27 protein-coding genes and 2 tRNA genes are annotated in these 26,705 nt (G+C 62.4%); 10 read left to right on the forward strand and 19 right to left on the reverse strand.

Annotated features, from left to right (window positions below; all coding sequences use genetic code 11):
- The first annotated feature begins 300 nt into the window (after positions 1–300).
- Complete coding sequence (locus GTP44_RS08715) at positions 301–606, forward strand: hypothetical protein (protein WP_161019129.1); 306 nt, start codon at positions 301–303, stop codon at positions 604–606.
- 96 nt (positions 607–702) lie between these two features.
- Here GTP44_RS08715 and GTP44_RS08720 read toward each other — a convergent pair.
- The 6 genes from GTP44_RS08720 to GTP44_RS08745 all read right to left on the reverse strand — a co-directional run bounded on the left by GTP44_RS08720 (position 703) and on the right by GTP44_RS08745 (position 6,052).
- A tRNA-Arg gene (locus GTP44_RS08720) sits at positions 703–779 on the reverse strand.
- A 70-nt stretch (positions 780–849) separates the two neighbouring features.
- A tRNA-Pro gene (locus GTP44_RS08725) sits at positions 850–926 on the reverse strand.
- A 72-nt stretch (positions 927–998) separates the two neighbouring features.
- On the reverse strand, positions 999–2,348 hold the full coding sequence (glmM, locus tag GTP44_RS08730) for a phosphoglucosamine mutase (RefSeq protein ID WP_161019130.1): 1,350 nt from the start codon (positions 2,346–2,348) through the stop codon (positions 999–1,001).
- A 12-nt stretch (positions 2,349–2,360) separates the two neighbouring features.
- A complete protein-coding gene (gene folP, locus GTP44_RS08735) occupies positions 2,361–3,212 on the reverse strand; it encodes a dihydropteroate synthase (RefSeq protein WP_161019131.1) in 852 nt (283 codons plus the stop codon).
- Positions 3,213–3,277: 65 nt separating this feature from the next.
- Entirely contained in the window at positions 3,278–5,161 is a 1,884-nt protein-coding gene (gene ftsH, locus GTP44_RS08740) for an ATP-dependent zinc metalloprotease FtsH (protein ID WP_160988632.1), read from the reverse strand.
- Between the two features lie 195 nt (positions 5,162–5,356).
- Complete coding sequence (locus tag GTP44_RS08745) at positions 5,357–6,052, reverse strand: RlmE family RNA methyltransferase (protein WP_161019132.1); 696 nt, start codon at positions 6,050–6,052, stop codon at positions 5,357–5,359.
- Positions 6,053–6,096: 44 nt separating this feature from the next.
- Here GTP44_RS08745 and GTP44_RS08750 point away from each other — a divergent pair, with 44 nt between their 5' ends.
- The gene (locus GTP44_RS08750; protein ID WP_161019133.1) at positions 6,097–6,564 is read left to right on the forward strand and encodes a YhbY family RNA-binding protein; all 468 of its coding nucleotides are present in this window, start codon (positions 6,097–6,099) and stop codon (positions 6,562–6,564) included.
- A gap of 42 nt (positions 6,565–6,606) precedes the next feature.
- Here the strand turns inward: GTP44_RS08750 and GTP44_RS08755 are convergent, their stop codons facing one another.
- The 8 genes from GTP44_RS08755 to GTP44_RS08790 all read right to left on the reverse strand — a co-directional run bounded on the left by GTP44_RS08755 (position 6,607) and on the right by GTP44_RS08790 (position 15,160).
- Positions 6,607–7,086 (reverse strand): DUF4149 domain-containing protein, encoded by a 480-nt coding sequence (locus tag GTP44_RS08755; RefSeq protein WP_161019134.1) that lies wholly within the window; start codon positions 7,084–7,086, stop codon positions 6,607–6,609.
- On the reverse strand, positions 7,086–7,562 hold the full coding sequence (gene greA / locus GTP44_RS08760; RefSeq protein ID WP_160988628.1) for a transcription elongation factor GreA: 477 nt from the start codon (positions 7,560–7,562) through the stop codon (positions 7,086–7,088). Before greA ends, GTP44_RS08755 begins: the two co-directional genes overlap by 1 nt.
- A gap of 100 nt (positions 7,563–7,662) precedes the next feature.
- Positions 7,663–10,893 carry a carbamoyl-phosphate synthase large subunit gene (gene carB / locus GTP44_RS08765; RefSeq protein WP_161019135.1) on the reverse strand — a complete coding sequence of 1,077 codons (3,231 nt, stop codon included), beginning with the start codon at positions 10,891–10,893 and terminating at the stop codon, positions 7,663–7,665.
- The gene (carA, locus tag GTP44_RS08770; RefSeq protein ID WP_161019136.1) at positions 10,894–12,057 is read right to left on the reverse strand and encodes a glutamine-hydrolyzing carbamoyl-phosphate synthase small subunit; all 1,164 of its coding nucleotides are present in this window, start codon (positions 12,055–12,057) and stop codon (positions 10,894–10,896) included.
- Positions 12,058–12,250: 193 nt separating this feature from the next.
- Complete coding sequence (locus tag GTP44_RS27185; RefSeq protein ID WP_202424031.1) at positions 12,251–12,790, reverse strand: toxin-antitoxin system HicB family antitoxin; 540 nt, start codon at positions 12,788–12,790, stop codon at positions 12,251–12,253.
- A gap of 130 nt (positions 12,791–12,920) precedes the next feature.
- On the reverse strand, positions 12,921–13,331 hold the full coding sequence (locus tag GTP44_RS08780; protein WP_161019137.1) for a GlcG/HbpS family heme-binding protein: 411 nt from the start codon (positions 13,329–13,331) through the stop codon (positions 12,921–12,923).
- Positions 13,332–13,340: 9 nt separating this feature from the next.
- Positions 13,341–14,258, reverse strand: coding sequence for a patatin-like phospholipase family protein (locus tag GTP44_RS08785; RefSeq protein WP_161019138.1), 918 nt, complete (start codon positions 14,256–14,258; stop codon positions 13,341–13,343).
- Between the two features lie 113 nt (positions 14,259–14,371).
- Positions 14,372–15,160 (reverse strand): alpha/beta fold hydrolase, encoded by a 789-nt coding sequence (locus tag GTP44_RS08790; protein ID WP_229256843.1) that lies wholly within the window; start codon positions 15,158–15,160, stop codon positions 14,372–14,374.
- 41 nt (positions 15,161–15,201) lie between these two features.
- Between GTP44_RS08790 and GTP44_RS08795 the strand changes: the two genes are divergently transcribed.
- Both GTP44_RS08795 and GTP44_RS08800 read left to right on the forward strand, forming a co-directional pair.
- A complete protein-coding gene (locus GTP44_RS08795; protein ID WP_161019139.1) occupies positions 15,202–16,530 on the forward strand; it encodes a M24 family metallopeptidase in 1,329 nt (442 codons plus the stop codon).
- Positions 16,531–16,662: 132 nt separating this feature from the next.
- A complete protein-coding gene (locus GTP44_RS08800; protein ID WP_160988622.1) occupies positions 16,663–17,154 on the forward strand; it encodes a phasin family protein in 492 nt (163 codons plus the stop codon).
- On the opposite strand, the gene GTP44_RS08805 is transcribed toward GTP44_RS08800, so the two are convergent.
- Entirely contained in the window at positions 17,151–17,813 is a 663-nt protein-coding gene (locus tag GTP44_RS08805) for a glutathione S-transferase family protein (RefSeq protein WP_161019140.1), read from the reverse strand. The genes GTP44_RS08800 and GTP44_RS08805 overlap by 4 nt on opposite strands.
- A gap of 180 nt (positions 17,814–17,993) precedes the next feature.
- On the opposite strand from GTP44_RS08805, the gene GTP44_RS08810 reads away from it, so the two are divergent.
- Genes GTP44_RS08810 through GTP44_RS08825 form a run of 4 tightly spaced genes read left to right on the forward strand, consistent with a single transcriptional unit; the run spans position 17,994 to position 21,893 of the window.
- On the forward strand, positions 17,994–18,752 hold the full coding sequence (locus GTP44_RS08810; RefSeq protein WP_229256844.1) for a MipA/OmpV family protein: 759 nt from the start codon (positions 17,994–17,996) through the stop codon (positions 18,750–18,752).
- A 42-nt stretch (positions 18,753–18,794) separates the two neighbouring features.
- Positions 18,795–19,667, forward strand: a complete 873-nt coding sequence (locus tag GTP44_RS08815; protein WP_161019142.1) for a CPBP family intramembrane glutamic endopeptidase — start codon at positions 18,795–18,797, stop codon at positions 19,665–19,667.
- Complete coding sequence (locus GTP44_RS08820) at positions 19,660–21,531, forward strand: AI-2E family transporter (protein ID WP_371867182.1); 1,872 nt, start codon at positions 19,660–19,662, stop codon at positions 21,529–21,531. Before GTP44_RS08815 ends, GTP44_RS08820 begins: the two co-directional genes overlap by 8 nt.
- An 8-nt stretch (positions 21,532–21,539) precedes the next feature.
- A complete protein-coding gene (locus GTP44_RS08825) occupies positions 21,540–21,893 on the forward strand; it encodes a lysozyme inhibitor LprI family protein (protein ID WP_161019143.1) in 354 nt (117 codons plus the stop codon).
- Positions 21,894–21,908: 15 nt separating this feature from the next.
- Here the strand turns inward: GTP44_RS08825 and GTP44_RS08830 are convergent, their stop codons facing one another.
- Positions 21,909–22,484 carry a DUF1349 domain-containing protein gene (locus GTP44_RS08830; protein WP_161019144.1) on the reverse strand — a complete coding sequence of 192 codons (576 nt, stop codon included), beginning with the start codon at positions 22,482–22,484 and terminating at the stop codon, positions 21,909–21,911.
- A 24-nt stretch (positions 22,485–22,508) separates the two neighbouring features.
- A complete protein-coding gene (locus tag GTP44_RS08835) occupies positions 22,509–23,696 on the reverse strand; it encodes an MFS transporter (protein ID WP_202424032.1) in 1,188 nt (395 codons plus the stop codon).
- Between the two features lie 108 nt (positions 23,697–23,804).
- Between GTP44_RS08835 and GTP44_RS08840 the strand changes: the two genes are divergently transcribed.
- Positions 23,805–24,302, forward strand: a complete 498-nt coding sequence (locus GTP44_RS08840) for a MarR family winged helix-turn-helix transcriptional regulator (RefSeq protein WP_160988616.1) — start codon at positions 23,805–23,807, stop codon at positions 24,300–24,302.
- 63 nt (positions 24,303–24,365) lie between these two features.
- Positions 24,366–24,653, forward strand: a complete 288-nt coding sequence (locus tag GTP44_RS08845; RefSeq protein ID WP_161019145.1) for a hypothetical protein — start codon at positions 24,366–24,368, stop codon at positions 24,651–24,653.
- A 22-nt stretch (positions 24,654–24,675) separates the two neighbouring features.
- Here the strand turns inward: GTP44_RS08845 and phoR are convergent, their stop codons facing one another.
- Together phoR and GTP44_RS08855 are read right to left on the reverse strand one after the other, a co-directional pair.
- Complete coding sequence (gene phoR, locus GTP44_RS08850) at positions 24,676–25,989, reverse strand: phosphate regulon sensor histidine kinase PhoR (RefSeq protein ID WP_160988614.1); 1,314 nt, start codon at positions 25,987–25,989, stop codon at positions 24,676–24,678.
- A 7-nt stretch (positions 25,990–25,996) separates the two neighbouring features.
- Positions 25,997–26,689, reverse strand: a complete 693-nt coding sequence (locus GTP44_RS08855) for a response regulator (RefSeq protein ID WP_160988613.1) — start codon at positions 26,687–26,689, stop codon at positions 25,997–25,999.
- Between the last annotated feature and the right edge of the window lie 16 nt (positions 26,690–26,705).

Raw genomic sequence — 26,705 nt, forward strand, 5'->3', positions numbered from 1 at the left:
AGGCTCGCAGAGGCGGGGCGAAGGAAGAAATAAGGTCGGGACAGTGACGGAATGTAGATAGCGCCGGCGGGGATCAGGGCGGCGTGATAAGCAACATACGCCATGCATGGTATCCCAATAAATTCCGGGAATCAATTTAATTTCACTTACTATCATGCGGGCGCACGCTGAACGCCACACTACTTCAACGTAAGGATTCGCGTTCGTATCCAGACGCGACCACAGCGCTGTTGCATGATTAAATTTCTCACTGATGCCCATATCACGAATTTATTTACACGCTCCCGCTAGAATGGCGGAATGTCAAAAACTCCAAAATTCCCCGGCCCGCTGACCGCGCGCGGCGCCGTCCTGGCGGTGCTACTGTCCGACGCCGACCAGACTGGTGCCGAGCCGCTGCAAGGCCGCACTTCACTCGCTGCCATCGTGAAGACATTGAAACGCAAGTACCATTGGCCAGTCGAGTCCAGCAGTTTCCCCTCCAATACTAGCGATGGACGCGCCACCTGGGCGACGGTGTATCGCCTGCCAGCAGAAGTGGTCGTCAAGGCATTGGCCAACGGCGGCAGAGAATGGCTGGAGCGCCGCGCGGGGGCCAAGGCGTGAGGTTGCAATTTCTCGCACTACCAATATTCAAAGCCCTGGCGGGCGTACACAGAATTAATTCAAATTCTGTATTTATTGCTTGATAAGTGATGAATTTGGCCTGCCCAACTGGATTCGAACCAGTGACCCTCAGCTTAGAAGGCTGATGCTCTATCCAACTGAGCTATGGGCAGAAGATCGCGCCGCATTGCTGCGGCGGAAATGAAAAACGGGCTGTCCGAAGACAACCCGTTTTAGAGATTTTGGTCGGAGTACAAGGATTCGAACCTTGGACCCTCTGGTCCCAAACCAGATGCGCTACCGGGCTGCGCTACACTCCGATGACCAGTATTCTAGCCGCACTCGCCTTCGGCGTCAATCAAAGCGCGTGATTTAATTTCACTGCTAAAACATTAGGCAGCCAGCTTGCTTTCCACTTTGTCGGCAATCCGGCGCGCCAGTGCCTGGGCGGCGTCGGCGTCGCGCGCCTCCACCATCACGCGGATCAGCGGCTCGGTGCCCGATGCGCGGATCAGCACGCGGCCGCTATCGCCCAGTTCGCCTTCGACCTTTTCTTTCTCGGTCACCATGGCGGCGTTTTTGGTCCAGTCAAAGCCGGGCGCCACGCGCACGTTGATCAGCGTCTGCGGGAACAGGGTCAGGTCGGCGCAGCATTCTTCCAGCGACTTGCCGGCGCGCTTGAGCGCCGACAGCACCTGCAGCGCCGAGACGATGCCGTCGCCAGTGGTGTGCTTGTCCAGCGCCAACAGGTGGCCCGAGCCTTCGCCGCCCAGTATCCAGCCCTTTTCCTGCATGACTTCCAGCACGTAGCGGTCGCCGACCTTGGCGCGGGCGAAGCCGATGCCCTTCTCTTTCAGCGCCACTTCCACCGCCATATTCGTCATCAACGTGCCGACGGCGCCGGCCACCTGGCCGGTGGCCAGGCGGTCCATCACCATCAGGTACAGCAATTCGTCGCCGTTGTAGAGACGACCATTGGCGTCGCACATGATCAGGCGATCAGCGTCGCCGTCCAGCGCGATGCCGAGGTCGGCGCCGTGGGCCTGCACGGCGGCGGCCATGGCTTTCGGCGCGGTGGCGCCATGGTCGAGGTTGATGTTGAAGCCGTCCGGCTTGTTGCCGATGGCGATGACTTCGGCGCCCAGTTCATGGAACACGTGCGGGGCGATGTTGTAGGCGGCGCCGTGGGCGGTGTCGACCACGATTTTCAGGCCGCGCAGGTCCAGCTCGTTCGGGAAGGTGCTCTTGCAGAATTCGATGTAGCGGCCCTGGGCGTCATCCAGGCGCTTGGCGCGGCCCAGCTTTTCCGAGGGCACGCACAGCATCGGCTTGTCCAGTTCGGCTTCGATATCCAGCTCGACCGCATCCGGCAGCTTGGTGCCCTGCGCCGAGAAGAATTTGATGCCGTTGTCCTGGAACGGGTTGTGCGAGGCCGAGATGACCACGCCGGCCGACAGGCGCAGCGCGCGGGTCAGGTAGGCGATGGCCGGGGTCGGCATCGGGCCGGCCAGCATGACGTCGACGCCGGCGGCGGAGAAGCCCGCTTCCAGCGCGGCTTCCAGCATGTAGCCGGAGATGCGCGTGTCTTTGCCGATCAGGACGGTCGGACGGCCGCTGCCGGTGCGCTTGCTGGCCAGCACTTTGCCGGCGGCATAGCCGAGGCGCATGACGAAGTCGGGAGTAATCGGGGCTTCGCCCACCAAGCCGCGGATGCCGTCGGTACCAAAATATTTGCGTGTCATTGTCGTAATTCTTTATCGTTGTAGGGGACTGCCAGCCTGGAACACCTTCAGCGCGTCGACCGTTTCGGAGACGTCGTGCACCCGCACGATCAGCGCGCCCTGCGCCACCGCCGCCAGGGCGCCGCCGACGCTGCCGGCCATGCGTTGCTCCACCGGCTTGCCGGTGATCGCGCCCACCATGGATTTGCGCGACAGGCCGGCCAGCAGCGGCAGGTTGAGGGCGTTCATCAGGCGCGCGGTGGCCTTCAGCAGAGCGTAATTATGCTCCACCGTCTTGCCGAAACCAAAGCCTGGATCGATGCACAATCGACGCGGATCAATCCCGGCCGCCATCAAGGCCTCCGCCCGCTCACGCAGGAAGTTTATTATATCCTCTACAACATTAGTGTACAACGGGGCAAGTTGCATATGTTGGGGATCGCTTTGCATGTGCATGATGCACAACGCGCAATCGCTGTCTTTCACGGCCTCGATGGCGCCCGGGGCGCGGAAACCGTTGATGTCGTTGATCATGTCGGCGCCGGCGATGATCGCTTCGCGCATCACCTGCGGCTTGTAGGTGTCGACCGAGATGGCCGGGCCCATGTCGCGCATCGCGTACAGCACCGGCATCACGCGCCGAAGCTCGTCTTCCAGCGAGACCGGCGGCGCGCCGGGCCGGCTGGATTCGCCGCCGATGTCGATGATGTCGACGCCTTCCTGAATCATCTGCTCGGCGTGCGACAACGCGAATTCCAGCGACTGATAATGGCCGCCGTCGGAGAAGGAATCGGGCGTCACGTTGAGGATGCCCATCACGCGGGCGCGCACGCCCTGCCCCCGCCACGGGAAATTGAACCGGCCAAACTGTAAGGTAGATTGCATGGGGAACTGAAATAAAAAAGGGCGAGGATTGCTCCTCACCCCTGTCGTTGACGCCGTGCCGCCGCTTACGCCGGCGCGGTCACGCTAGGCGATACACCACTGCCACCGTCGCCGGGAGGCTGTTTGCGGATCGTCACGCCGGCTTTCGGCGGACGTGGGTCCAAGCCGGCCATGATGTCGTTGATCTGGTCCGCGTCGATGGTTTCCCATTCCAGCAGCGCCTTGGTCATGACTTCGACTTTCTCGCGGTTGTCTTCCAACAGCTTGCGGGCCAGCGCGTACTGCTGATCCAGAATGTTGCGGATTTCCGCGTCCACCTTCTGCTGGGTCGCTTCCGAGATGGTCTTGTTGCTGCCCCCCAGGAAACCGTCGTTCTGCGTATCCTCGTACACCATCACACCCAGCGCGTCCGACATGCCGAACTTGGTGACCATCGAGCGGGCCAGCTTGGTGGCGCGCGAGAAGTCGTTCGAGGCGCCGGTCGACATCTGGCCGACGAAGATTTCCTCGGCGATGCGGCCGCCGAACAGGATGGAAATTTCTTCCAGCATCTTGTCCTTGTAGCCCGAGATATTGTCGTGCTCCGGCAGCTGCCAGGTCAGGCCCAAGGCCCAACCGCGCGGCATGATGGTCACTTTGTGCACCGGATCAGCCTTCGGCAACAGCTTGGCGACCACCGCGTGACCGGACTCGTGGTAGGCGGTGTTGCGACGCTCTTCCTCGCGGATGACCATCGATTTACGCTCAGGACCCATGTAGATCTTGTCCTTGGCGTCCTCGAAGTCGGCCATGTCGACCAGACGCTTGGAGCGGCGGGCGGCAAACAGCGCGGCCTCGTTGACCAGGTTGGCCAGGTCGGCGCCCGAGAAGCCTGGGGTGCCACGGGCCAGCACGTCGGCCTTGACGTCGGTGCCGATCGGCACTTTACGCATGTGCACGTTCAGGATCTGTTCGCGGCCACGGATGTCCGGCAGGCCAACGTTGACCTGACGGTCGAAACGGCCCGGACGCAGCAGCGCTTTATCCAGCACGTCGGCACGGTTGGTGGCGGCGATCACGATCACGCCGGACTGCGCTTCGAAGCCGTCCATTTCCACCAGCAGCTGATTCAGCGTCTGTTCGCGCTCGTCGTTGCCGCCGCCCATGCCGGCGCCACGGTGACGGCCGACCGCGTCGATCTCGTCGATGAAGATGATGCACGGCGAATGCTTCTTGGCGTTCTCGAACATGTCGCGGACGCGGGACGCGCCGACGCCGACGAACATTTCGACGAAGTCCGAACCGGAAATCGAGAAGAACGGCACTTTGGCTTCGCCGGCGATGGCGCGCGCCAGCAGGGTTTTGCCGGTGCCTGGGGGACCAACCATCAGCACGCCGCGGGGAATGCGGCCGCCCAGTTTCTGGAACTTGCTCGGGTCTTTCAGGAAGTCGACGATCTCGGCGACTTCTTCCTTGGCTTCGTCGCAGCCGGCCACGTCGCCCAGGGTGACGGTGTTGTTGGCTTCATCCATCATGCGTGCCTTCGACTTGCCGAAGGAGAACGCGCCGCCCTTGCCGCCGCCCTGCATCTGTCGCATGAAGAAGATCCACACGCCGATCAGCAGCAGCATCGGGAACCAGGAGACGAAAATTTGCGACAGGAACGATGGTTCCTCTGGCGGTTTGACGTCGAAACGGATGCCGTTGTCGCGCAGGTCGCCGATCAGGCCGCGGTCGAGCAGCGTGGCGGTGGTGCGGACCTTGGTGTCGTCGCTGCGGGTGGCGATGATGTTGCCGCCCTCGATGGTGACATCCTTGATGCGTTTGGCTTTCACGTCATCCAGCAAATCGGAGTAGGCGATCGGCTTCGCGCCGCCCGTGACGCCATGGCTATCAAACTGCTTGTACAGCATAAGCAGGAGCAGTACGACGACTACCCAGATGGCTGATTTGGAAAACATGTTATTCACGAAAACTCCTTGGATGCGAGACGCATCGATAAACCTGGCTGAAATCCGATTTTACTCGTAATAGGCAGGCGTTGCCATAAACCTGCCGTGCGCCAGTCAAAAACCGGCGAAAAAGCACATAATTTGACCTGAATCAGGCTGCAATCCCGGCAAAAGTGGCATTCACGTTTTGATATAAGGGTTATTCAGCAGATATCAAGGGCGCCAGCCATCGGAATCGAGCGGTTGCGCCGACGCCATGCCGCCGTCGGTCGGATTCTTCAGGCCACGACCCAGCAGGAAAATCTCGGAGGATTTGTCGCGGCTGGCTTTGGGTTTCTTTTGCGTCACTGTTTTAAATTCGGCACGGAATTTATGCACGATGTCGTTAAAGCCCATGTCCTTAAAACATTTGACCAGCAGCGCGCCTTCCGGCTTCAGGTGCGCCTGGGAAAATTCGATGGCCAGGTCGATCAGATGCTCCATGCGGGCCGCGTCGGAATCGTGGATGCCCGACAGATTGGGGGCCATGTCCGATAACACCAGGTCAACTTTTTTACCCTGCACGACGGCTTCCAGCTGCTGGATTACCTCCGCCTCGCGGAAATCGCCCTGAATGAAGTGGAAGTCGGCGATCGGCTCCATCGGCAGCATGTCGAGGCCGATCAGCGTGCCATTGATGCCGCCGCCCTCCTTGCCGGCCAGCTTGCGGCGGGCATATTGCCCCCAGCTGCCCGGCGTGCAGCCGAGGTCGACAATAACCTGGCCGGACTTGATCAGCTTCTCGTCCTCGTCGATCTCTTTCAGCTTGAAAGCCGCGCGGGCGCGATAGCCCTCTTTTTGGGCTAATTTCACGTAAGGGTCGTTAATATGGTCGTGAATCCAGTTTTTGTTTAATTTGTTCTTAGCCATTCGCGTAGAATACTGCCTTTAAGGAACCTACAAAAAATAATTTTATGATCAAACTTACCCCCGTTGAGCGCAGCGCGCTGCGCGCCGAAGCCCATGGTCTGAAACCGATCGTCCTGATTGGCGCCGACGGCCTGACTGCCAACGTCCTCAAGGAAATCGCGCTGGGACTCGATTCCCACGGCCTGATCAAGGTGCGTGTGTTCGGCGACGACCGCGAAGCGCGCATCGCCCTGTACGAATCCATCTGCGAGCAGCTGAAGGCGGCGCCGGTGCAACACATCGGCAAACTGCTGGTGCTGTATCGTCCGAAAGTGGAAACCGAGAAATCCCGCAGCGCCACCGCCGGCAAAGGCATGCGCGAAGTCACCATCGTCAAGGCCAGCCCTAGCGGCACCAAGCGGCCGTCGGTCACCAAGGTACTGCTGAAGGGGAATGAACGCGTGACCCAGGGCGGCAACATCAAGCGCGCCAAGGCACGTCAGAAATCGACCAAGAAGACGGTGCTGGGCTAAACATGCAAGTCCGTCATTCCCGCGTAGGCGGGAATGACGTGGTTACTGCTTCACCACCAGCCAGGCGGCCAGCAGGCTCTGGATCAGATAGATCGTACTGGAAATCCCATGCAGGATGCCGAATTCATTCCTCGCGGCCTCCGCCATCACCCCGCCCGGCCCGGCCGCGGCACGCAGCGACGCCATCATCGGCTGCAGACCAAAGTGCGACACCAGCGTGCACGCCAACATCACCATCACGATAATCAGCAGCGTGCGGCGCGACTTGGCCGCCATATTGGCCGCCGGTCCGGCAAAGATGCCGCCGGTGCTGGTCTGGGTCGCCCCCAGCAGCACCAGCATCACCAGTCCACAGGCGATCGACAACCAGGCCTGATTGCTGAACAGGTTGCCGGCAATGGTGCCGGCCAGCACGCGATCACTCAGCGTGGCGAACAGGGTCGGTGCGGCCAGATAGCCCACCGTCCATAAACTGCCGGCCCATAGGGTCGCGACCAGCAAACGTGTGCGGGCAAGTAACATCAGACGTAACGCACTTCCAGGATTTCATATTCGCGCGGACCCGACGGGGCCTGCACTTCCACCACGTCGCCGGCCGACTTGCCGATCAGCGCGCGGGCGATCGGCGAGGTCACCGACACTTTACTCAGTTTCAGGTCGGCTTCATCGATGCCGACGATCTGGTAGGTCACCTTGGCGCCGGACTCCAGGTCTTCCAGGTCCACGGTGGAGGCGAACACCACACGGCCTTCGGCGTCCAGCGTGGTCGGATCGATGATCTGCGCGGCACTCAGCTTGCCTTCCAGTTCCGCGATGCGGCCTTCCACGAACGCCTGGCGCTCCTTGGCGGCATCGTACTCGGCGTTTTCCGACAGATCGCCATGCGAGCGTGCTTCGGCAATCGCGTCGATCACGATACGGCGTTCTTTGGTCTTCAACTGGTGCAACTCTTCTTTCAAGAGCTCGGCGCCGAATTTGGTAAGTGGAACTGAAGTCATGTTGTCTATTTACTCTGTTATTACAATGGAAAACCACAGAGGCCGCGCCAAACTGCCAGCGCGAGCTCTGTGGTCCGGGTACTACCTAAACCTCACAGGCTTAGTGTAAGGTTTTATGCAGCCCTTGTAAATCGTACACACGCAATTCGTCGAGGTGACGGATGCCTTCGACCGCCGCTTCGGCGCCGGCGATGGTGGTGTACGTGGTCACGCGCGAGGCCAGCGACGAAGTGCGGATGGCGCGCGAGTCGACGATGGCGTTGCGTTTCTCTTCCACCGTGTTGATGACCAGGACCAGTTCATGGTTCTTGATCATGTCGACGATGTGCGGGCGGCCTTCCACCACTTTGTTGACCGCGGTGACCGGGATGCCGGCCGCCGAAATCACCGCCGCCGTGCCCTTGGTGGCCGCCAGTGTGAAGCCCATGTCGACCAGATCGCGCGCCACTTTCACAGCGCGCGGTTTGTCCGACGACTTCACCGACAGGAACACCTTGCCCGATTTCGGCAGCTTGACGCCAGCGCCCAACTGCGACTTGACGAAGGCTTCGCCGAAGGTCTTACCGACGCCCATGACTTCACCGGTCGATTTCATCTCAGGGCCGAGGATGGTGTCCACGCCTGGGAATTTCACGAACGGGAACACGGCTTCTTTCACGCTGTAGTAAGGCGGCACCACTTCTTCGGTCACGCCCTGCTCCGCCAGCTTCTGACCGACCATGCAACGCGCGGCGATCTTGGCCAGTTGCAGGCCGGTCGCCTTCGACACGTAAGGCACGGTGCGCGAGGCGCGCGGATTCACTTCCAGCACGTAGACCACGTCCCGCAGTTGACCATCTATGTCCTGCTTCTGGATCGCGAACTGCACGTTCATCAGGCCGACCACGTTCAGGCCCTTGGCCATCAGCGAGGTCTGACGTTTCAGTTCATCGATGGTTTCCTGCGCCAGCGAATACGGTGGCAGCGAGCAGGCCGAGTCGCCCGAGTGGACGCCCGCTTGTTCGATGTGCTCCATCACGCCGCCGATGAAGGTGGTGTCGCCGTCCGAGATGCAGTCGACGTCGCACTCGATGGCGTCGTTCAGGAAGCGGTCCAGCAGCACCGGCGAATCGTTCGACACCTTGACCGCTTCGCGCATGTAGCGCTCCAGGTCACGCTGCTCGTGAACGATTTCCATCGCGCGGCCACCCAGCACGTAGGAAGGACGCACCACCAGCGGGTAGCCGATTTCCTGTGCCAGCGCCAGCGCGTCCGCTTCGGTGCGCGCGGTGCGGTTAGGCGGCTGACGCAGACCCAGGTCTTGCAGCAGCTTCTGGAAACGCTCGCGGTCTTCGGCGGCGTCGATCATGTCCGGCGAGGTGCCGACGATCGGCACGCCGTTGGCTTCCAGGTCCAGCGCCAGTTTCAACGGGGTCTGGCCGCCGTACTGCACGATCACGCCGACCGGTTTTTCCAGTTCGACGATTTCCAGCACATCTTCCAGCGTCAGCGACTCGAAGTACAGACGATCCGAGGTATCGTAGTCGGTCGACACGGTCTCCGGATTGCAGTTGACCATAATGGTCTCGTAGCCGTCTTCGCGCATCGCCAGCGCGGCGTGCACGCAGCAGTAGTCGAATTCGATACCCTGGCCGATACGGTTAGGGCCACCGCCCAGCACCATGATCTTTTTCTTGTCGGTCGGATTGGACTCGCATTCCTCGTCGTAGGTCGAGTACATGTACGCGGTGTTGGTGGCGAATTCCGCCGCGCAGGTGTCGACGCGCTTGTACACCGGACGGATGTCCAGCGAGTGACGGTATTTGCGCACTTCAGCCGGCGTGGTTTGCAGCAGGAAGGCCAGACGACGGTCCGAGAAACCCTTCTGTTTCAGCTTGTACAGCGTGGTCTTGTCCAGCTGTTCCAGCTTCTGGGTGTCCATCCACAGTTCCAGGTCGACGATCTCTTTAATCTGGATCAGGAACCATGGGTCGATCTTGGTCAGCTGATGCACTTCTTCCAGCGTGAAGCCTTGGGCGAACGCGTCGCCGACGTACCAGATGCGCTCAGGACCTGGCTCGCCCAGTTCCTCTTCGATCTTCTCGCGGTCCTTGGTTTTCTCGTTCAGGCCATCGACGCCCACTTCCAGGCCGCGCAGCGCCTTCTGGAACGATTCCTGGAAGGTGCGGCCGATGGCCATCACTTCACCGACGGATTTCATCTGGGTGGTCAGATGGTGGTCGGCGGTCGGGAACTTCTCGAAGGTGAAGCGCGGGATCTTGGTCACGACGTAGTCGATCGACGGTTCGAACGACGCCGGCGTTGCGCCGCCGGTGATCTCGTTGCGCAGCTCATCGAGCGTGAAGCCAACGGCCAGCTTGGCCGCCACTTTGGCGATCGGGAAGCCGGTGGCTTTCGACGCCAGCGCCGACGAACGCGACACGCGCGGATTCATCTCGATGACGATCATGCGGCCGTCTTTCGGGTTGATCGAGAACTGCACGTTGGAGCCGCCGGTATCGACACCGATTTCACGCAGCACCGCCAGCGAGGCGTTACGCATGATCTGGTATTCCTTGTCGGTCAGCGTTTGCGCCGGCGCCACGGTGATCGAGTCGCCGGTGTGCACGCCCATCGGGTCCAGGTTTTCGATCGAGCAGATGATGATGCAGTTGTCCGCCTTGTCGCGCACCACTTCCATCTCGTACTCTTTCCAGCCCAGCAGCGATTCCTCGATCAGCAGCTCGTTGGTTGGCGAGGCTTCCAGGCCGCGTTTGCAGATCGCTTCGAATTCTTCTTCGTTGTAAGCGATACCGCCGCCGCTGCCGCCCATGGTGAACGATGGACGGATGATGGTCGGGAAGCCCACTTCGCGCTGCACCGCCCACGATTCTTCCAGCGAGTGCGCCACGCCGGAACGTGCCGAACCCAGGCCGATCTTGGTCATCGCGTCCTTGAACTTGGAGCGGTCTTCGGCCTTGTCGATGGCTTCCGGCGTGGCGCCGATCAGTTCCACCTTGTACTTATCCAGCACGCCGTTGCGGTGCAGGTCGAGCGCGCAGTTCAGCGCGGTCTGGCCGCCCATGGTCGGCAGGATCGCGTCCGGCTTTTCCTTGGCGATGATCTTCTCGACGATTTGCCAGGTGATCGGCTCGATGTAGGTGACATCGGCCATTTCCGGGTCGGTCATGATGGTCGCAGGGTTGCTGTTGACCAGAATGACTTTGTAGCCTTCTTCGCGCAGGGCCTTGCAGGCCTGGGCGCCGGAATAATCGAACTCGCAGGCCTGGCCGATGATGATCGGGCCAGCGCCAATAATCAGGATGCTTTTAATATCAGAACGTTTTGGCATTTATTTTTTCTCCGAAGCTTCCATCAGGCCGATGAAGCGGTCAAACAGGTAAGCGACGTCAGTCGGGCCAGGCGATGCTTCAGGGTGGCCCTGGAAGCAGAAGGCCGGGGTGTCGGTGCGGGCGAAGCCCTGCAGCGAACCGTCGAACAGCGACACGTGCGTCACGCGGCAGTTGGCCGGCAGCGTGGCTTGATCCACCGCGAAACCGTGGTTCTGCGAGGTGATCATCACCTTCTTGCTGTCCAGGTCTTGTACCGGGTGGTTGGCGCCGTGGTGGCCGAATTTCATTTTCAGGGTTTTGGCGCCGGAGGCCAGGCCCATGATCTGGTGACCAAGGCAGATGCCGAACAGCGGCAGCTTCTTCTCCATGAACACCTTGGCGGCGGCGATGGCATAATCGCAAGGCTCAGGGTCGCCAGGGCCGTTGGACAGGAACACGCCGTCCGGATTCAGCGCCAGCACTTCCTCGGCGGTGGTCTGCGCCGGCACCACGGTGACTTTGCAGCCGCGCGCGGTCAGCATGCGCAGGATGTTCTTTTTGACGCCGAAGTCGTAGGCGACCACGTGGAACTTGGGATTTTCCAGCTTGCCGTAGCCTTCGCCCAGCGTCCACTCGGTTTCGGTGTACGCGTATTTTTCCTTGACGGTGACCACCTTGGCCAGGTCCATGCCGGCCAGGCCGGGGAAGGAACGCGCCAGGTCCAGCGCCTGCGATACCGATGGCTCGTTGCCCTGGGTGCCGGTGACGATGGCGCCGGATTGGGCGCCCTTCTCGCGCAGGATGCGGGTCAGCTTGCGGGTGTCGATACCGGCGATGGCGACGATGTTCTCGGCCTTCAGGTAATCGGCCAGCGACTGGGTGGAGCGGAAGTTCGACGCGATCAGCGGCAGGTCACGGATGATCAGACCGGCGGCGTGCACTTTGGTCGATTCAACATCTTCGGAGTTGATACCGTAGTTGCCGATGTGGGGATACGTCAGGGTGACGATCTGGCGGCTGTAGGAAGGATCGGTCAGGATCTCCTGGTAACCGGTCATGGAAGTGTTGAACACCACTTCACCGGTGGTGTGGCCGGCGGCGCCGATCGAAAAACCTTTGAAAATGGTTCCGTCAGCGAGGGCCAGTATGGCTGGAACGGCGGGGCCAGAAAAAAATGGCGGCAAGGGCAACTCCTGATAAAGTTACCGTAGCTGCGCCACGTCAGACGACCGTCAAGCAACCCTGGCCATGCTCGCGCCGGGGGTGAGGGTCAGATTGATGATGGATGAGTGGTAGTCGCTACGGTAGAGATATGATTTGGCTAAACCTTTGAATTATAACCAAATCCACCCTATCTGACAAGGCGGCGACGGGACTTTATTTGCTTATCAGACCGACTCCGGCCTGCGGTAAGCCAAGCTTGCCAACGTACTCAGAAATCGCCACGGTCAGCAATTGATTAACGCTACATCCCTGCGATTGCGCCAACTCGGCGATATCGGCATGGAGGCTGCGCGGAATCCGCAACGCAATACGGCCACTGGCATCAAACGGCCGCATGGGCTCCGCAAGCTGTTGCCCATGCGCCAATGACGCAGCCAACCAGGACGCGGCCGCCTGATCGAGGTTGCTTAATGCCTCATCCGCCGTTTCCCCCTCCGCCACCTCATCCAGCAGCGCACTGATGATGGAACGCGCCGTACCGATCTTTACGTTCTTACTGTGCGCCGGAATGCTCAAAGGCCGCGCCAATTCCGGTTTCCGCTGGCGCAACCATGTCGGCTCCTTGCCGCGCTTCTCACGCTGACGCCCCAACGCCCGAGCGAGTCCCTCGAACTCAAGCGCATTTTGCCCTTGCGGCGAGCGCTGCAGTTCAATCAAAACCTTCTTGATCTTCGCAAGGTGCTTCGGAGTCATAGCATCACAGCGATATCACTGGCGATATCGCATGATAGACATGCGGTTTGCATGCTGCGACGATTCTCCAATAGAAAATGCCGCTGGGCTTTGAGCCAAACGGCATTCTGGTACGACCAGGCGAAGCGGCTTAGTTCAGGGCGGCAATGCCGGCCTTCGCCACTTGTGCGTCTTCGGCGGATTTGACGCCGGAGACGCCGACCGCGCCGATGACGTGGCCATCAACGATGATCGGCGCGCCGCCTTCCAGCATGCCGTCGGTCTGCGGCGCCGGCGCGCTGAGGAACGAAACCCGGCCGTTGTTGATCATGTCTTCATAGATTTTCGACTCGCGGCGGCCCAGCGCCGACACCCGCGCCTTGGCCGGGGCGATGTGCGACGACAGCGCGTTGGCGCCATCCTGGCGTTGCAGCCACAGCAAGTGACCGCCGTCGTCGACGATGGCGATGACCACCGGCCAGTTGTTGGCGACCGCTTCCGCCTCGGCGGCAGCGGCGATTTTCTTGACGTCGGCGAGCGACAGATACGGCTTGGTTTGCATGGTACGTCCTTATGGTCTGCGTTTAGCTTCGAGTTTTTGTTTGATCTGGGCCATCACCTGCGCCGCGGCCTGCTCGCCGGCCAACACCGCCTGGTTGCGGCCATTGAAGTCGTTGCTGGCCATCTTGCCCAGCGCCGGCGTGATGACGATGTCGGCGTCGCGCAACTCATAATCGTTGATGCGCTGGCCCATGATGGAAAAGGTCTGCATGATCACGTCCAGCGAACTGACGGTCGCCTGCACGTCGGCCTGGGTCGAGATATTGACGGCAATGACGAAGTCGGCGCCCATGTCGCGCGCGAAGCGCGCCGGCACCGGCGCCACCAGGCCGCCGTCGACATAAGTACGGCCGCCGATCGCCACCGGCTGGAACACGCCCGGCACCGCCGACGACGCGCGCACCGCCATGCCGGTATTCCCGCGCTGGAACAGGATCGGCTTGCCGTCCTTCAGGTCCGTGGCCACCGCGCCGAACGGAATTTTCAGCTTCTCCATCGGCTGGTTGTGGACCGCCTTGTTGACGTAGGCCTGCAGCGCCTCGCCTTTCAGCACGCCGGTGGATTTGCGGAACAGCGGCAAGGCCCAGTCGGAAATCTGCGCCTCGTCCATGTCCATCGCCAGCTTCTGCAACTGGAAGCCGGTATTCCCGGCCGCGTACAGCGCGCCGACCACGCTGCCGGCGCTGGTGCCGACCACGATATCCGGATAAATGCCCTGTGCCTCCAGCGCCTTGATCACACCGATATGCGCAAAGCCGCGCGCCGCGCCGCCGCCCAGCGCCAGACCGATCTTGATCTTCTTCGGCGGCAGCGGCTCCACCGGCGGCGCGGCCACCGGCGCCTCGATCACGGGCGCGGTTTTGCAGCCGACGATCGCGGCTGCGGACAGGATGGCTAAACTGGCAAGGGCAAGACGGCGTGAGGGCATGAGCGGTGTATAAGCGGTGTATAAGCGGTGTATAAGCGGTGTATAAGCGGTGTTATGAGCGGTTTGAGCGCCCAAATTGTACACCGCCAGACGCGAGAAGGATCGGAGTGGCGTCAGGCTGGCGCCAGGCATTCCTCCAGGCTCAGTTCCAGCAATGGGAAATGGCCTGTTTCCACTTTAAAGAACGCCGCCTGCGGGAAGATCGTTTCCCACACGGCGCGATCCTGATCGGCGTCGATCATCGGATCGTAGGCGCCGAACAGCACCGACACCGGACCGCCGAAGCCGCTGCGCACCGGCGTGTGGTCCTGCGCCGAAAAATCGTCCGAGGTCGCCACCGAGGTCGGACCGTCGAAGGCGCCCGGCTGCTGGATCAGCTGCGCGAACGAACGCGCCGCCTGCGCGCCGCCATGCGGGCCGAAATACAGCTCCGTCACATCCGGCAGCAGCGACAGCGCGCCGAAGACATCCCAGAAGCGCGGGCGACCCGGATCGTCCTCGTACATCGCCAGCGCGGTGGCCAGCTTGCCGGCGTGCTGGTGGTCCGTATGCACGCGGAAGGCGCGCCGCGCCAGACGCAACGCCGCCTGCTCCGGATTGAAGGTGGGCGCCAGCAGCACGATGTTCTTGATCAGGTCAGGCGCATGGCGCGCCAGATGCACGGCGAGATGCGCGCCGAAGGAGCTGGCCATCACCGTCAGCGGCTGGCCGGCGTCGGCTGCCACGCGGCGGAATTCGGTCAGCGTCGCTTCCAGCAAATCCAGGTAGGGCCGCGCCGCGCATGGTTTGGCCAGCGGCTGATGCCACCAGTGGACCTGCGTCGCGTCCGGGTAGCGGGCGCGCTCAAACACCGGGCCCAGACCGGGGCCGCCGTGCAGATAAAAAACCGAAGGTGCTGCCATGTTCTCTCCTTTGCCTGTGCAGCGGGCATTATAATCGGTGCATGAAAAAATTCCTCTTCGCCCTCGCCCTGCTCCTCGCAGCGGGCGCCCAGGCCCAGGTGCTGTCCGTGCGCGACCAGGCAAAGGTCGTCAACGAGCTGCTGGCGGAACGTTTCGACACCGTGCTGCCGGCGGCGATGCGGCAGACCGGCATCGACATGTGGATCGTGGTCTCGCGTGAATACAACGAGGACCCGGTCATCAAGACCATGCTGCCGGCGGAATGGCTCAACGCCCGCCGCCGCACCATCCTGGTGTTCCACCGCGATGCCAGGACAAGCAAGGTGGAACGGCTGGCGGTGGCGCGCTACAACGTCGGCAACAGCATCCAGGCGGCGTGGGACATGCAAAAATTCCCCGCGCAATGGGAGGCGCTGGCCGACATCGTCAAGTCCCGCAATCCGGCGAAGATCGCGCTGAATACGTCAACGCACTTCGCCCATGCGGACGGCATCGACCACACCGACTATACCGAGCTGCTGGCGGCGCTGCCGGCGCAGTTCAGGAGTCGCGTGGTCTCGGCCGAACCGCTGGCGGTGCGCTGGCTGGAAACGCGCACCGCGCGTGAAATGCAGATTTATCCGCAACTGGTGAACGCCACGCACAAGATCGTCGAGGAAGGCTTTTCCGAGCGCGTGATCACGCCCGGCATCACCACCACCGACGATGTGGTGTGGTGGTTCCGCCAGAAGATCCGTGAACTGGGCTACGACACCTGGTTCCACCCCTCGGTGGAAATCCAGCGCCAGCGCCAGGACAAAGACCTGGACCAGGACCAGCAGCGCGCCAATCCGGACGTCATCCTCCCCGGCGACCTGCTGCACGTCGATATCGGCATCACCTACCTGCGCCTGAACACCGACATTCAGCAGCATGCCTACGTGCTGAAGCCCGGCGAGCGCGCCGCGCCGGCAGCGCTGAACCAGGCCTTCGCCAGCGCCAACCGGCTGCAGGACATCCTCACCGCCAACTTCCAGCAAGGCCGCAGCGGCAACGCGGTGCTGGCCGCCGCGCTACAGCAGGCCAAGGCCGAAGGCATCCGCCCGACCATCTACACCCACCCGATCGGCTACCACGGCCACGCGGCGGGCCCGGCCATCGGCATGTGGGACGCGCAAGGCGGCGTGCCCGGCACCGGCGACGACACGCTGCGCTACCAGACCGCGTATTCGATCGAGCTGAACGCCGCCAGCGACATTCCGGGCTGGCGCGAGCCGGTCCGCATCATGCTGGAAGAGGACGCCTACTTCGATGAAAGTGGCGTGCGCTACATCGACGGTCGCCAGAAACAGCTGCTGCTCCTGCCACGGCGGGCGCCGGCCATTGAGTAAAGAAAACAAATAGTTCCGGCAAGCTCTGGAGTGCCGCGATGCGGCCAGATTTGCGATGATAGCGGGGCGGACGTCAGGCCAAAACGTCCGCCCCGCTTCATTTTGGCCACCTACCGCACCAGGAGAACGCTAATGAACTCGTTTGTGGAAACACTGTCCCCGGCAGCCCGACACCACGCGGAAGCCCGCATCGATTACTACACCGACCTGTCGCAGGCCGTCCTGCACTCGCTGCGCCAGCTGTCGGAGCTGAATATACGGTTCAGCCGCGAGTGGCTGGAAGATTCGACCGCCTCGCTGCGCTACACCATGCTGACGCCGCCATCGGAACAGCAAGCGGGCAAGGCGCCGCAGCAGGCCGGCGCGCTGCTGCAAAAGCTGCAGCAATACCATCAGCAGCTGGCGCAGGTGGCCAGCGAGTTCCAGTCGGAGATCAACAAGGTGGCCCAGGAACATGTGCCACAAACGGCGCGCACCGCCACCGAACTGGCCGACGCCGGCCGCAAGGCCGCCGGCAAACACTTCGCCGACGAGGCCACACGGTTTGCCAACGTGGCGGCGCAAAGCCAGGCCTTCCCGCAGGCGGCGTCGGTGCAGAGCGCCGGCGAAGGTAACAAGAATTAAAGGAAGCGCTGCGGTATATCGTTGACGAAGGGATACATCGAGAAGTATGGCTTGGCCTCGTCCAGCACCTGCTGGACCGACGGCCGGGCCACCAGCCGCTCGAAGTAGCTTTGCAGGTGGTGGTATTCCTCCGGGAACGGCAGCAAGGTGGCGGCATAGAACAGCGCCGGCGCCGCCGCGCAATCAGCCAGGCTGAAGACCTCGCCGCACATCCAGCCGCGCGTGGCCATGCGCTTCTCGATCATCTTGTACGCCGTCTTCAGCTTGGTGCGTTCCTTGGTCTGGTCGCAGCTCAGGCCGGTCAGATGGGCGTTGACGATAGTCTGCACCGGCCCCTGCACATACAGATCAAAGAAGCGGTCCCACAGGCGCACATCCAGCGCCGCCTCCCAGTCGGCCGGGATCATCGGCTGCGCGCCCGGATAGTGGCGGTCGAGGTATTCGACGATGATCGAGGTTTCCGGCACATCGCGCCGGTGGGCGGTGTCGCGCAGCACAGGGAATTTGCACAGCGGCCACAGCGCCTCCAGCTCGGCGCGGTCGGCGTCGTCGCCGAGGTTGATGACGCGCTTGTCAAACGCGGCGCCATTCTCGTACAGCGCAATCAGCACCTTGTGGCAGAACGAGGACAGCGGGTGATAGTACAGGGTCAAAGACATGTCAGCTCCATGGGTCGGATGGCGATACCAAACATTTCGGCAAATGATACTTCAGCGACGGCGATAGCGTCGGACCTTGTTTATTGAGAAACTGCCGCGCGTCTACAGCCGGGCAATCACGCGCCGGCGGACCACTGAAAGGGAACCATCATAATGCGCCACGCCATCACCTTGACACTCATGTCACTCTGCGCCGTCAGCGCCAACAGCTTCGCCCAGGAAGCCGCGCCCGCAGGGCAAGGCGACGCCATGCTGGCCGGCATCGGTCTGGCTTACGTGCCGGAATACGCCGGCGCCGACAAGAGCCGCTTACTGCCGCTACCGTTCCTGGAAAAGACCTTCAGCAATGGCGTGTTCCTCAGTACGCATCGCGGCATCGGTTACGGCACCAGCCTGGGCGATTTCAAGGTCAGCGCCGCGCTGGGCTATGACATCGGCCGCGCGGATCACAAGGAAGATTACTTCTCCGGCTCGGACGCCCTCAAAGGCATGGGCAAAATCAAGGGCTCGGCGATCACGCTGCTGAGCGTGGGCTATCAGTTGGGCAGCGTCGGCCTGAGCCTGTCCACCAAGCAGAACCTGGGACACCGCGAATACGGCAACACTTACACGCTGGGCATGGAGACGCCGATCTACACCACCGCGAGCGACCAGTTCGGCTTTGACGCATCGGCCGAATACGCCGACCGCAAGCACATGCAGACCTACTTCGGCGTCACGCCGACACAATCGATGGGCAGCGGCTACCGTGTCTACACGCCGAAGGCCGGCTTCAGCAACGTCTCGGCGTCGGTGAACTGGACCCACGTCATCGACAGCAAGTGGATGGTGCGCAGCGCGGTGGGCGTGAGCCGGATGGCTGGCGACGCGGCCGACAGCCCGCTGACCCAGCGCAAAACCACGCCGGTGCTGATGACGGCCGCCATCTACAAGTTCTGAGCGGCCATGAGGTATCATTGATCAAAACTCATCGTTGAATCAATGATACTTTCCGCTTTTCTCTTCCTGGCGCTGGCGATCGGCGCGGTTTGGCTGCGTCCGCTTCCCGTCGGTCGGCGCGCGTTGCCGGCATGGCCTTTGTTGTTGTCGATGGCGCTGGCCTGGGGGCTGGTGGGCGGCGTGGTGACGCCGCCGGCGGTCGCCGCGCTGCTGTTGCTGGCGGCCTTGGCATATGGCTGCGCCGCCGCGCCACAGCGGTGGCTGCGTCTGCTCTGCGGCGTGTTGACCGGCGTGCTGGCACTGGCGCTGGCCATGCACAAGCTGCCCGGCTTCCACAATCCGCTGCTGCTCGACCGCGTGGTGCTGTCGGAAGGCGCCGCGCCGTTCAGTCTGTACGCCAATTTCGACAAGGGCGCGGTCGGCCTGATCCTGCTGGCCCTGCTCTGCCGCCGCGTGTCCTCGCGCGCCGAGTTGGGCGAGGTGGTGCGTCGCACGGTGCCGGTGCTGGGCCTGACGCTGCTGGTGACGCTTGGCTTTGCCGTGGCGGCCGGCGTGGTTGGCGTCGATTTCAAATTCCCGCCGCAGGCGCCGACCTTTATCGCGGTCAACCTGCTGTTCACGGTGGTGGCCGAGGAAGCCTTCTTCCGCGGCTTCCTGCAGGCGCGGCTGGCTAACGCACTGACGCGCTGGCGCTGGGGAACGTGGGTGGCGGTGGCCGTGTCGGCGCTGTTATTCGGCCTCGCGCACCTCGGCGGTGGCTTGCTCTATGGCATACTCGCTGGCATCGCCGGCCTCGGCTACGCTTGCGCTTACCAGCGCACGCGGCGCATCGAGGCGGCCATACTGGTCCACATCGCACTGAACGTGGTGCATTTTATCGCTTTTACTTATCCAGCCAGGATACCCGGTGTCTGACTCTCTCACCTCCCGCAATTTGCCCAGCGCCGTCGCCGGCCTGGTCGGCACCGCCACGGTGCTGGCCCTGCTCTACTTCGGCCGCGATGTACTGATTCCCATCACGCTGGCCTTCATCTTCAGCTTCCTGATCGCGCCGTTCGTGCGCGCGCTGCGCCATCTCGGGCTGGGACAAACGTTGTCGGTCTGCACCGGCGTGCTGCTGGTGACGGTGACGCTGCTGGCGATCGGGGCGGTCATCGTGCAGCAGGTCGGCGCGATGGGCGCCAGCCTGCCGCAGTACCAGGACACCATCGCCAGCAAGATCGAAAAGCTCGATGAGCTGACGCGCGGCACCATCGGCAGTCTGGGCGGCCCGGCCGGCCAGTTGATCGAACACTTCACGCAGGACAACGGCGGCAGCGCACAGCCGGTGCTGCAAAGCGATGGCAGCGTCAAAACGCCGGTGCTGGTGGAAATCCATGAGCCGGCGCTCAAGCCGTTCCAGTTGCTGGGCAAGGTGGTGGCCTCGGTGTGGCCGCCGCTGGAGACGGCCGGGATCGTGTTCGTGGTGCTGATTTTTGTGCTGCTGGAGCATGAATCGCTGCGCGACCGCTTCATCCGCCTGGCCGGTGGCGGCGATCTGCGCGCCACCACGATCGCCGTCAACGATGCCGGCGAGCGGCTGTCGCGCTTCTTTATTTCGCAATTTCTGGTGAACCTGGCCACCGGCCTGTCGGTGTGGCTGGGGCTGACGCTGATCGGACTGAGCCAGGCGCTGCTGTGGGGCACGATGACGGCGGTGCTGCGCTTCATTCCCTACGTCGGCGTGTGGATGGCGGCGTTTTGCGCCACGCTGCTGGCGGCGGCCATCGATCCCGGCTGGTCGATGGCGCTGATGACGCTGGGCCTGTTCCTGGCGGTCGAGATCATCGTCGCGCAAACCATCGAGCCCAAGCTGTACGGCCACACCACCGGCCTGTCGCCGTTGTCGGTGGTGGTGTCGGCGATTTTCTGGAGCTGGATCTGGGGCCCGGTCGGGCTGGTACTGTCGACGCCGCTGACCTTGTGCCTGGTGGTGGCCGGCCGCTACATCCGCGCGCTGAAGGTGCTGGAGATTATGTTCGGCGAGCTGCCGGCGCTGACCATGCCGCAAAACTTTTACCAGCGCGCGCTGTCCGGCGACGCGCACGAGATCATCACCAGCGCCAAGCGCTACATGCAGCACAAAACGCTGGCCGAGTATTGCGACGGCGTGCTGCTGCCGGCGCTGCACCTGGCCCATTTCGACCTGAAGGACCAGTCGATCACGCCGGAGGAAGAGGAAAAAGTCACCTCCTCCATCATCTCGGTGATTGAAGCGCTGAGCGGCAATCCCAAGTGGTGGAAAAAACGCAAGCGCAGCAGCGTGCTGGCCGGCGGCGGCATCGGCCGGCAACTGCGCGAGCAGCGCATCTCCGTCAGCGGTGAATGGCAAGGCTCGTTTGATGTGCCGGCGGGCAGCGTGGTGCTCAGTATCGGGCTGGGCAAGCAAAGCGCCGAACTGGCCACCGAGATTCTGGTGCGCATCCTGCGCGAACAGAAGATCGATGCGCGCAGCCGCGCCGCCGATGAACTGGACATGGAGCCGCCGCCGGGCGCATCGCCGGAACTGGTGTCGATCGTCATCCTGGTCAGCGTCGATCCGCTGAACGACTGCGAACAGATGACGGCGATGTTGGAAGGCGTCAACGAGCGCATCCCGCACGCCAAGCAATTCGTGCTGCTGCTGCCTAGCCCGTTCGAGAATCCTGACCTGAAAACCTGCGTGTTCCCCGGCGCCGACCATGTGTCGCGCTCGTATGACGATGTACTCCACAGCTGCCAGATCGCGATGAAGGGATGAGGTGCCTTATGAAATTGATGATTGCCCTGCTGCTGGCGGCCAGCGCCGGCAGCGCCTGTGCGGAGGACTGCAAGAACGCCGTCGCCACACCCGACATCAACGAATGCGCGGCGGTCGAGCAGAAAAAAACCGAAGACAAGCTGAACCTGGTCTATCAGCAGGTGATCAAGTCGATCACTGACGCCGAGACCAAAAAGGCGCTGATCGAGGCGCAGCGGGCCTGGGTCAAATTCCGCGAGGCCGACTGCAAAGCCATCTACACGCAATACAAAACCGGCACCGCCCGCACCGTGATGTATATCGGCTGCATGCAGGGGCACGCGGAAACGCGCATCAAAGACCTGGAAGATTTCAGGATGTAATCCCGAAAAACAGGATCAGGTCAGATCGTGCAGGTCCTTGTCCAACGCGGGGACCAGCAAAAAATCCTCGAAGCGCACCGCCAGCCCGTCGCGCTCCGGGGTACAGCACATCACGCCGACCGCGCACTGTTTGTCGGCCGGGAAATAGGCCAGGCGCAGCAGCGGCCAGGTCTTGCCGTCGACCGAGTATTGCAGGCGCAGGCCATCCCCTTTGCGCGTCAGGCGCATCCAGAACTGGTCGGCGCTGGCCGGGAAGATGCCCGGCGCCCAGTCGGACTGGCCGAGGGTCAGCACGCTGCCGATCGCCGGCGCGCCATCGTTCAACTCCACACCGGCCTTGAGCCAATGATCCTGGTCGGCCAGCAGCATGATGCCGGCCTGGTCGTACAACGCGCTGAACGCCGCCTTGACCTTTACCTGAAAGGTAAAGTCACCGCTGACATCGGCGCCGAAGAAGTGGCCGGAAAAGCGTTTGAATCCGTACCATGTGTCATTCCAGAAGTCGGTTTTCTCGTCGGTCGTCACCAACAGCGCGTCACCTTCACGGTGCCAGTGCTGTGGCGGATTCACCCAGTAAAAATCTTGGTTCATAAAATGGTCCGATATATGACAGGATCAATCCATTGTACAGGCGATGCGGCGATAGGAGGCCGGCGAAAACCGCAGGCACAGCGCCACCAGGCACAGCGCGCCGATCAGCATCGCCACCCAGGCCTGCGTCAGGTCCGAGAACCGGTCGCGCAGCACGCCCGCCAGCAAGGGCATGCAGCTGGCAATGATGTAGCCGCCGCCCTGCACGAAGGCCGTCAGCATGCCCGCCTGTGCCGGGTCGTCAAGGTGGTCCAGCGTCAGGATCAGCGACAGCGGGAACAGCGCGCCGATACCGATGCCGAGCATCAGACATGCCGGCAAGGCTAACGATAGCGGCGCGAAGATCAGGCACAGCAGCCCGCCGCTCAACAGCAACAGCACCGCCAGCAACGGCAGGCGGCGATCCGGAAAGCGGCCGATCCAGGCCGAGACCGCCAGCCCCGCGACCACCTCGGCCAGCGTCAGGCCGCCCAGCAGGAAGCCCGCTTCGGCCGGTTTCCAGCCCAGGCTGGTGTAGAACGGTGGCAGCCAAGCCAGCACCAGGGTGTAAGCGCCAGTGCCAATGCCGAAGAAGATCATCAGTTCCCACGCGCGCTGGTTGCGCCAGAAACCCGGCTGCGCCGTCCGCCCCGCCGCGACGGCGGGCAATGGGACGGCAAGTCCTGCGGTGGCGCGACGCCACAGGAAAAACGCGGCCAACGCCGGCAAGGCCCACACCGCGAGCGCGAACTGCCAGCCCGATTGCGCCGCCAGCCCGGCCGCCGAAGCCGCCGCGATCGCCGCGCCGCCCATGATGCCGGTGGTATAGAGTCCGAACACGCTGCCCGCCTCCGCGCCAAAGCGCCGCTTGATGAAGGCTGGCAGCAGTGTCTGCACCAGCGCGATGCCGGCGCCGGCCAGAATCGCCGTCAATAGCAAACCGGCGCTGCTGCCGGCGCAGTAGCGCGCCAGGCAGGCGGCGCACACCAGCGCCATCCCGAGAGCGATGCCGTTACGCTCGCTAAACTTGCCGGCGATATGGCGGCCACCCAGCGCGCAAAGGCCCATCACAAACACCGGCAACGACGTCAGCAGGCTCGATTGCGTATGGGACAGGCCGGTCGCCGCCTCGATCATGTCCAGCAGCGGCCCGATGGCGGCCATCGCCGGACGCAGGTTAAGCGCCAGCCCGATAACGGCAACGATGATGAAGCAATGACGACTAATTTTCATAACTATCTCGAAATAAAGTATCTTGATATCAAATCATATCGTTGAAACCGCCTTTACACAAGGCGGCAATAATGGAATCATATGAAGTAACTTGATATAGAGGTAACGATGAATAACCGAGCAAACCGCGCGGCGGCCGATTGGTCGCAGCAGCGCCCGGAGCTGGACGCCAAGGTCATGGCACTGGCGGGACGTCTGCTGGAGGCCAGCCAATTGCTGGAGCGGCACTGGCTGAATCCGCTGGCCGCCCAGTTTGAACTGCACCCGGGCGAGTTCGATGTGATCGCCACGCTGCGGCGCTCGGGCGCACCGTATGCGCTGACGCCGACCGCGCTGTACGAGCGGCTGATGCTGTCCTCGGGCGCGATGACCAGCCGGCTCGACCGGCTGGAGCGCAAAGGCTTGACGGAGCGCGCACCCGCGCCCGGCGACCGGCGCAGCATCCTGGTGCGGCTGACGCCGGCGGGCCTGGCGCTGATCGACAAGCTGCTGCCGCTGCATATCGCCAACGAACATCAGGCGCTGTCGGCGTTGGGCCAGGGCGAGCAAGACCAGCTGGATGCGTTGCTGGCCAAACTGATCACCGGTTTGAACGCAGAGCGTTAGGACGCGTACAGACCTGTTGGGCGGCACAGGTTAGCGTATGTGCATACACAACAAGGAGCCAACATGTCCGTCACGACCGATCACACCATCAGCCAACTGTTCCTGCTGGCGAACGCCGCGCAGCGGGCAGCTATCGTTAATCGTCTGCTGAGCAATGTCAGCCATGAGATGGCGGTGTCGCTCGCCGCCAGCATCGGCGACTTCGGCGACGAGCTGCATCCGCGCGTGACGCCGGAGCAGGCCGAGCAGATCACGGCGGCGCAAATGGAGGAAATCGCGGTCACCGCCGAACAGCACGCGCCGGGCCTGGTGCCGCAGGTAACGGCCTTCTTTAACCGCGAATTGGCTTAAGCGCTGGGCTCACGCGCCACTCTTAGTGGAGCTGCAACTCCGGTTGCTGCTGGACGATGGCGGTCTTCGGCAGACAGACGATGAACGCGCTGCCCTTGCCCGCCTCCGATTTGATCTGCAGCGTGCCGCCGTGCCGCAGCAGCACGTGCTTGACAATCGCCAGCCCCAGACCCGTGCCCTGGGTCTCGCGCGAGCGGCTCTTGTCGACCCGGTAGAAGCGCTCCGTCAGCCGCGAAATATGTTCCGGGCTGATGCCGATGCCGGTATCCTCGACCAGGAACTTGACGCCGCTATCAACCTGCTTCCACACCAGATGAATCTTGCCGCCCGCCGGCGTGTAGCGCACCGCGTTCGAGGCCAGGTTGCCGAAAGCGCTGTGCAATTCCTCATACGAGCCCATCACATCCGGACCGTTAAACGCCATCGTCACCTCATGCTTGCCGGCCGACAGCGCCCTGGCGTCGCGCAACACCTGCTCGATCAGCTTGCGCACGTCCACCGGTTCCGGCCGCATCGGATAGTCCACCGACTCCAGCCGTGACAAGGTCAGCATGTCTTCGATCAGATGCTGCATGCGATGCCCCTGCTCCGTCATCAGCTTCAGGTGCGCGGCGCGGGTGGCGGCGTCAAGCCCCTCTTGCGCGGCGATTTCCAGGAAGCCGACGATGACGGTCAGCGGCGTGCGCAACTCGTGCGAGGCGTTGGCGATAAAATCGCGCCGCATTTCCTCGATGCGCTCGGTCTCGGTGGCGTCATGCGTCACCAGAATCTGACGGCGATTTTCAAACGGAATGATATGCACGATCAGCTTGCGCTCGCGGAAGCTGATCGTCAGCGGCTGCTCGTAGCGGCCGAGGATGATGTAATCCATGAAGTCCGGATTGCGCACCAGGTTGGTCACGCGCATGCCCTTGTCACGCTCGTTGCTCAGCCCCAGATGCTGCTCGGCCGCCGGATTGCACCACTCCAGGAACAGCACGTCGTCCATGATGGCCACGCCATCCGGCAGCAGGTGCATCGCCTGGCGGAAGCGCGCCAGCCATTCGGTCAGTTCGGTCTGGTTTTTTTCGTCCTCGCGGCGCATGCGGTACAGGCGCGAGAAGATGTTGGTCCACTCGCCCCAGCCGTCCGGCAGCTTGGCGCTTTGCGGATCGTCGAGCCAGCTGCTCAGCTGGTACAAATAGGATAACTGGGTGAACACCAGGGCCAGCATGCAGACAAACGCCAGCACCAGGCCGGTGAGCCAGCCGGCGATCCATCCCGCCAGGGCGCAGCCCGCCAGAATAATGGCGGTGCGCAGCGCGGCGGGCACCCAGAACACCAGTTTTGGATTCATTTAGAACTCAGCTTTTTTCCGACAGCATATAGCCGACACTACGCACGGTCTTGATCAGATGCTCGGCTTCCTTCAATGCCTTGCGCAGACGCAGCACGTGCACATCCACGGTCCGCTCCTCGATCACCACATGATCGCCCCACACCTTGTCCAGCAGCTGGCTGCGCGAGAACACACGTTCCGGGTGCGCCAGCAGGAATTTCAGCAGTTTGTACTCGGCATGGCCGATATCGATCTTCTGCTCGTCCATGGAAACGGTGCAACTGACCGGGTCCAGCATGATGTTGGCGGCGCGCATGGCCGACTGCGCGTGCTCCGGCGCCTTGCGGCGCAGCAGCGCCTTGGCCCGCGCCAGCAGCTCGCGCGGCGAGAACGGCTTGGTGATGTAGTCGTCGGCACCGCTGTTCAGGCCGGCCAGCTTGTCCTCTTCCATGCTTTTCGCCGTCAGCATGATGACCGGGATGTCGTTGAACTGACGGTCCGAGCGGATGCGCGACAGCAGACGCAAGCCGGTCGAATCCGGCAGCATCCAGTCCAGCAGGATCAGTTGCGGGGTCTTGCTCTGGATGAAATCCCAGGCCTCGCCCGCGCTTTGCACGGCGCAGCAGTTCCAGCCCGCTTCGCGCAGCGAAAACGTCACCAGCTCGACAATTGCCGGCTCGTCTTCAACAATCAGTACAGTCGTTTTATCAGATGCCATTGCAAGATATTTTTAT

The organism is Duganella lactea, from assembly GCF_009857505.1.
Taxonomy (GTDB): Bacteria; Pseudomonadota; Gammaproteobacteria; order Burkholderiales; family Burkholderiaceae_D; genus Rugamonas; species Rugamonas lactea.

Bases quoted from the DNA above. Each gene is read 5' to 3' on its own strand.
- GTP44_RS08750 (WP_161019133.1), top strand. From the start codon at position 6,097: ATGATCAAACTTACCCCCGTTGAGCGCAGCGCGCTGCGCGCCGAAGCC.
- GTP44_RS08830 (WP_161019144.1), bottom strand. From the start codon at position 22,484: ATGAACCAAGATTTTTACTGGGTGAATCCGCCACAGCACTGGCACCGT.
- GTP44_RS08845 (WP_161019145.1), top strand. From the start codon at position 24,366: ATGTCCGTCACGACCGATCACACCATCAGCCAACTGTTCCTGCTGGCG.
- GTP44_RS08810 (WP_229256844.1), top strand. From the start codon at position 17,994: ATGTCACTCTGCGCCGTCAGCGCCAACAGCTTCGCCCAGGAAGCCGCG.
- GTP44_RS08795 (WP_161019139.1), top strand. From the start codon at position 15,202: ATGAAAAAATTCCTCTTCGCCCTCGCCCTGCTCCTCGCAGCGGGCGCC.
- GTP44_RS27185 (WP_202424031.1), bottom strand. From the start codon at position 12,790: ATGACTCCGAAGCACCTTGCGAAGATCAAGAAGGTTTTGATTGAACTG.
- GTP44_RS08715 (WP_161019129.1), top strand. From the start codon at position 301: ATGTCAAAAACTCCAAAATTCCCCGGCCCGCTGACCGCGCGCGGCGCC.
- greA (WP_160988628.1), bottom strand. From the start codon at position 7,562: ATGACTTCAGTTCCACTTACCAAATTCGGCGCCGAGCTCTTGAAAGAA.
- GTP44_RS08835 (WP_202424032.1), bottom strand. From the start codon at position 23,696: ATGAAAATTAGTCGTCATTGCTTCATCATCGTTGCCGTTATCGGGCTG.
- GTP44_RS08745 (WP_161019132.1), bottom strand. From the start codon at position 6,052: ATGGCTAAGAACAAATTAAACAAAAACTGGATTCACGACCATATTAAC.
- GTP44_RS08815 (WP_161019142.1), top strand. From the start codon at position 18,795: ATGATACTTTCCGCTTTTCTCTTCCTGGCGCTGGCGATCGGCGCGGTT.
- folP (WP_161019131.1), bottom strand. From the start codon at position 3,212: ATGCAATCTACCTTACAGTTTGGCCGGTTCAATTTCCCGTGGCGGGGG.
- GTP44_RS08855 (WP_160988613.1), bottom strand. From the start codon at position 26,689: ATGGCATCTGATAAAACGACTGTACTGATTGTTGAAGACGAGCCGGCA.
- GTP44_RS08780 (WP_161019137.1), bottom strand. From the start codon at position 13,331: ATGCAAACCAAGCCGTATCTGTCGCTCGCCGACGTCAAGAAAATCGCC.
- GTP44_RS08800 (WP_160988622.1), top strand. From the start codon at position 16,663: ATGAACTCGTTTGTGGAAACACTGTCCCCGGCAGCCCGACACCACGCG.
- GTP44_RS08840 (WP_160988616.1), top strand. From the start codon at position 23,805: ATGAATAACCGAGCAAACCGCGCGGCGGCCGATTGGTCGCAGCAGCGC.
- GTP44_RS08825 (WP_161019143.1), top strand. From the start codon at position 21,540: ATGAAATTGATGATTGCCCTGCTGCTGGCGGCCAGCGCCGGCAGCGCC.
- GTP44_RS08785 (WP_161019138.1), bottom strand. From the start codon at position 14,258: ATGCCCTCACGCCGTCTTGCCCTTGCCAGTTTAGCCATCCTGTCCGCA.
- carB (WP_161019135.1), bottom strand. From the start codon at position 10,893: ATGCCAAAACGTTCTGATATTAAAAGCATCCTGATTATTGGCGCTGGC.
- phoR (WP_160988614.1), bottom strand. From the start codon at position 25,989: ATGAATCCAAAACTGGTGTTCTGGGTGCCCGCCGCGCTGCGCACCGCC.
- glmM (WP_161019130.1), bottom strand. From the start codon at position 2,348: ATGACACGCAAATATTTTGGTACCGACGGCATCCGCGGCTTGGTGGGC.
- GTP44_RS08755 (WP_161019134.1), bottom strand. From the start codon at position 7,086: ATGTTACTTGCCCGCACACGTTTGCTGGTCGCGACCCTATGGGCCGGC.
- GTP44_RS08805 (WP_161019140.1), bottom strand. From the start codon at position 17,813: ATGTCTTTGACCCTGTACTATCACCCGCTGTCCTCGTTCTGCCACAAG.
- GTP44_RS08790 (WP_229256843.1), bottom strand. From the start codon at position 15,160: ATGGCAGCACCTTCGGTTTTTTATCTGCACGGCGGCCCCGGTCTGGGC.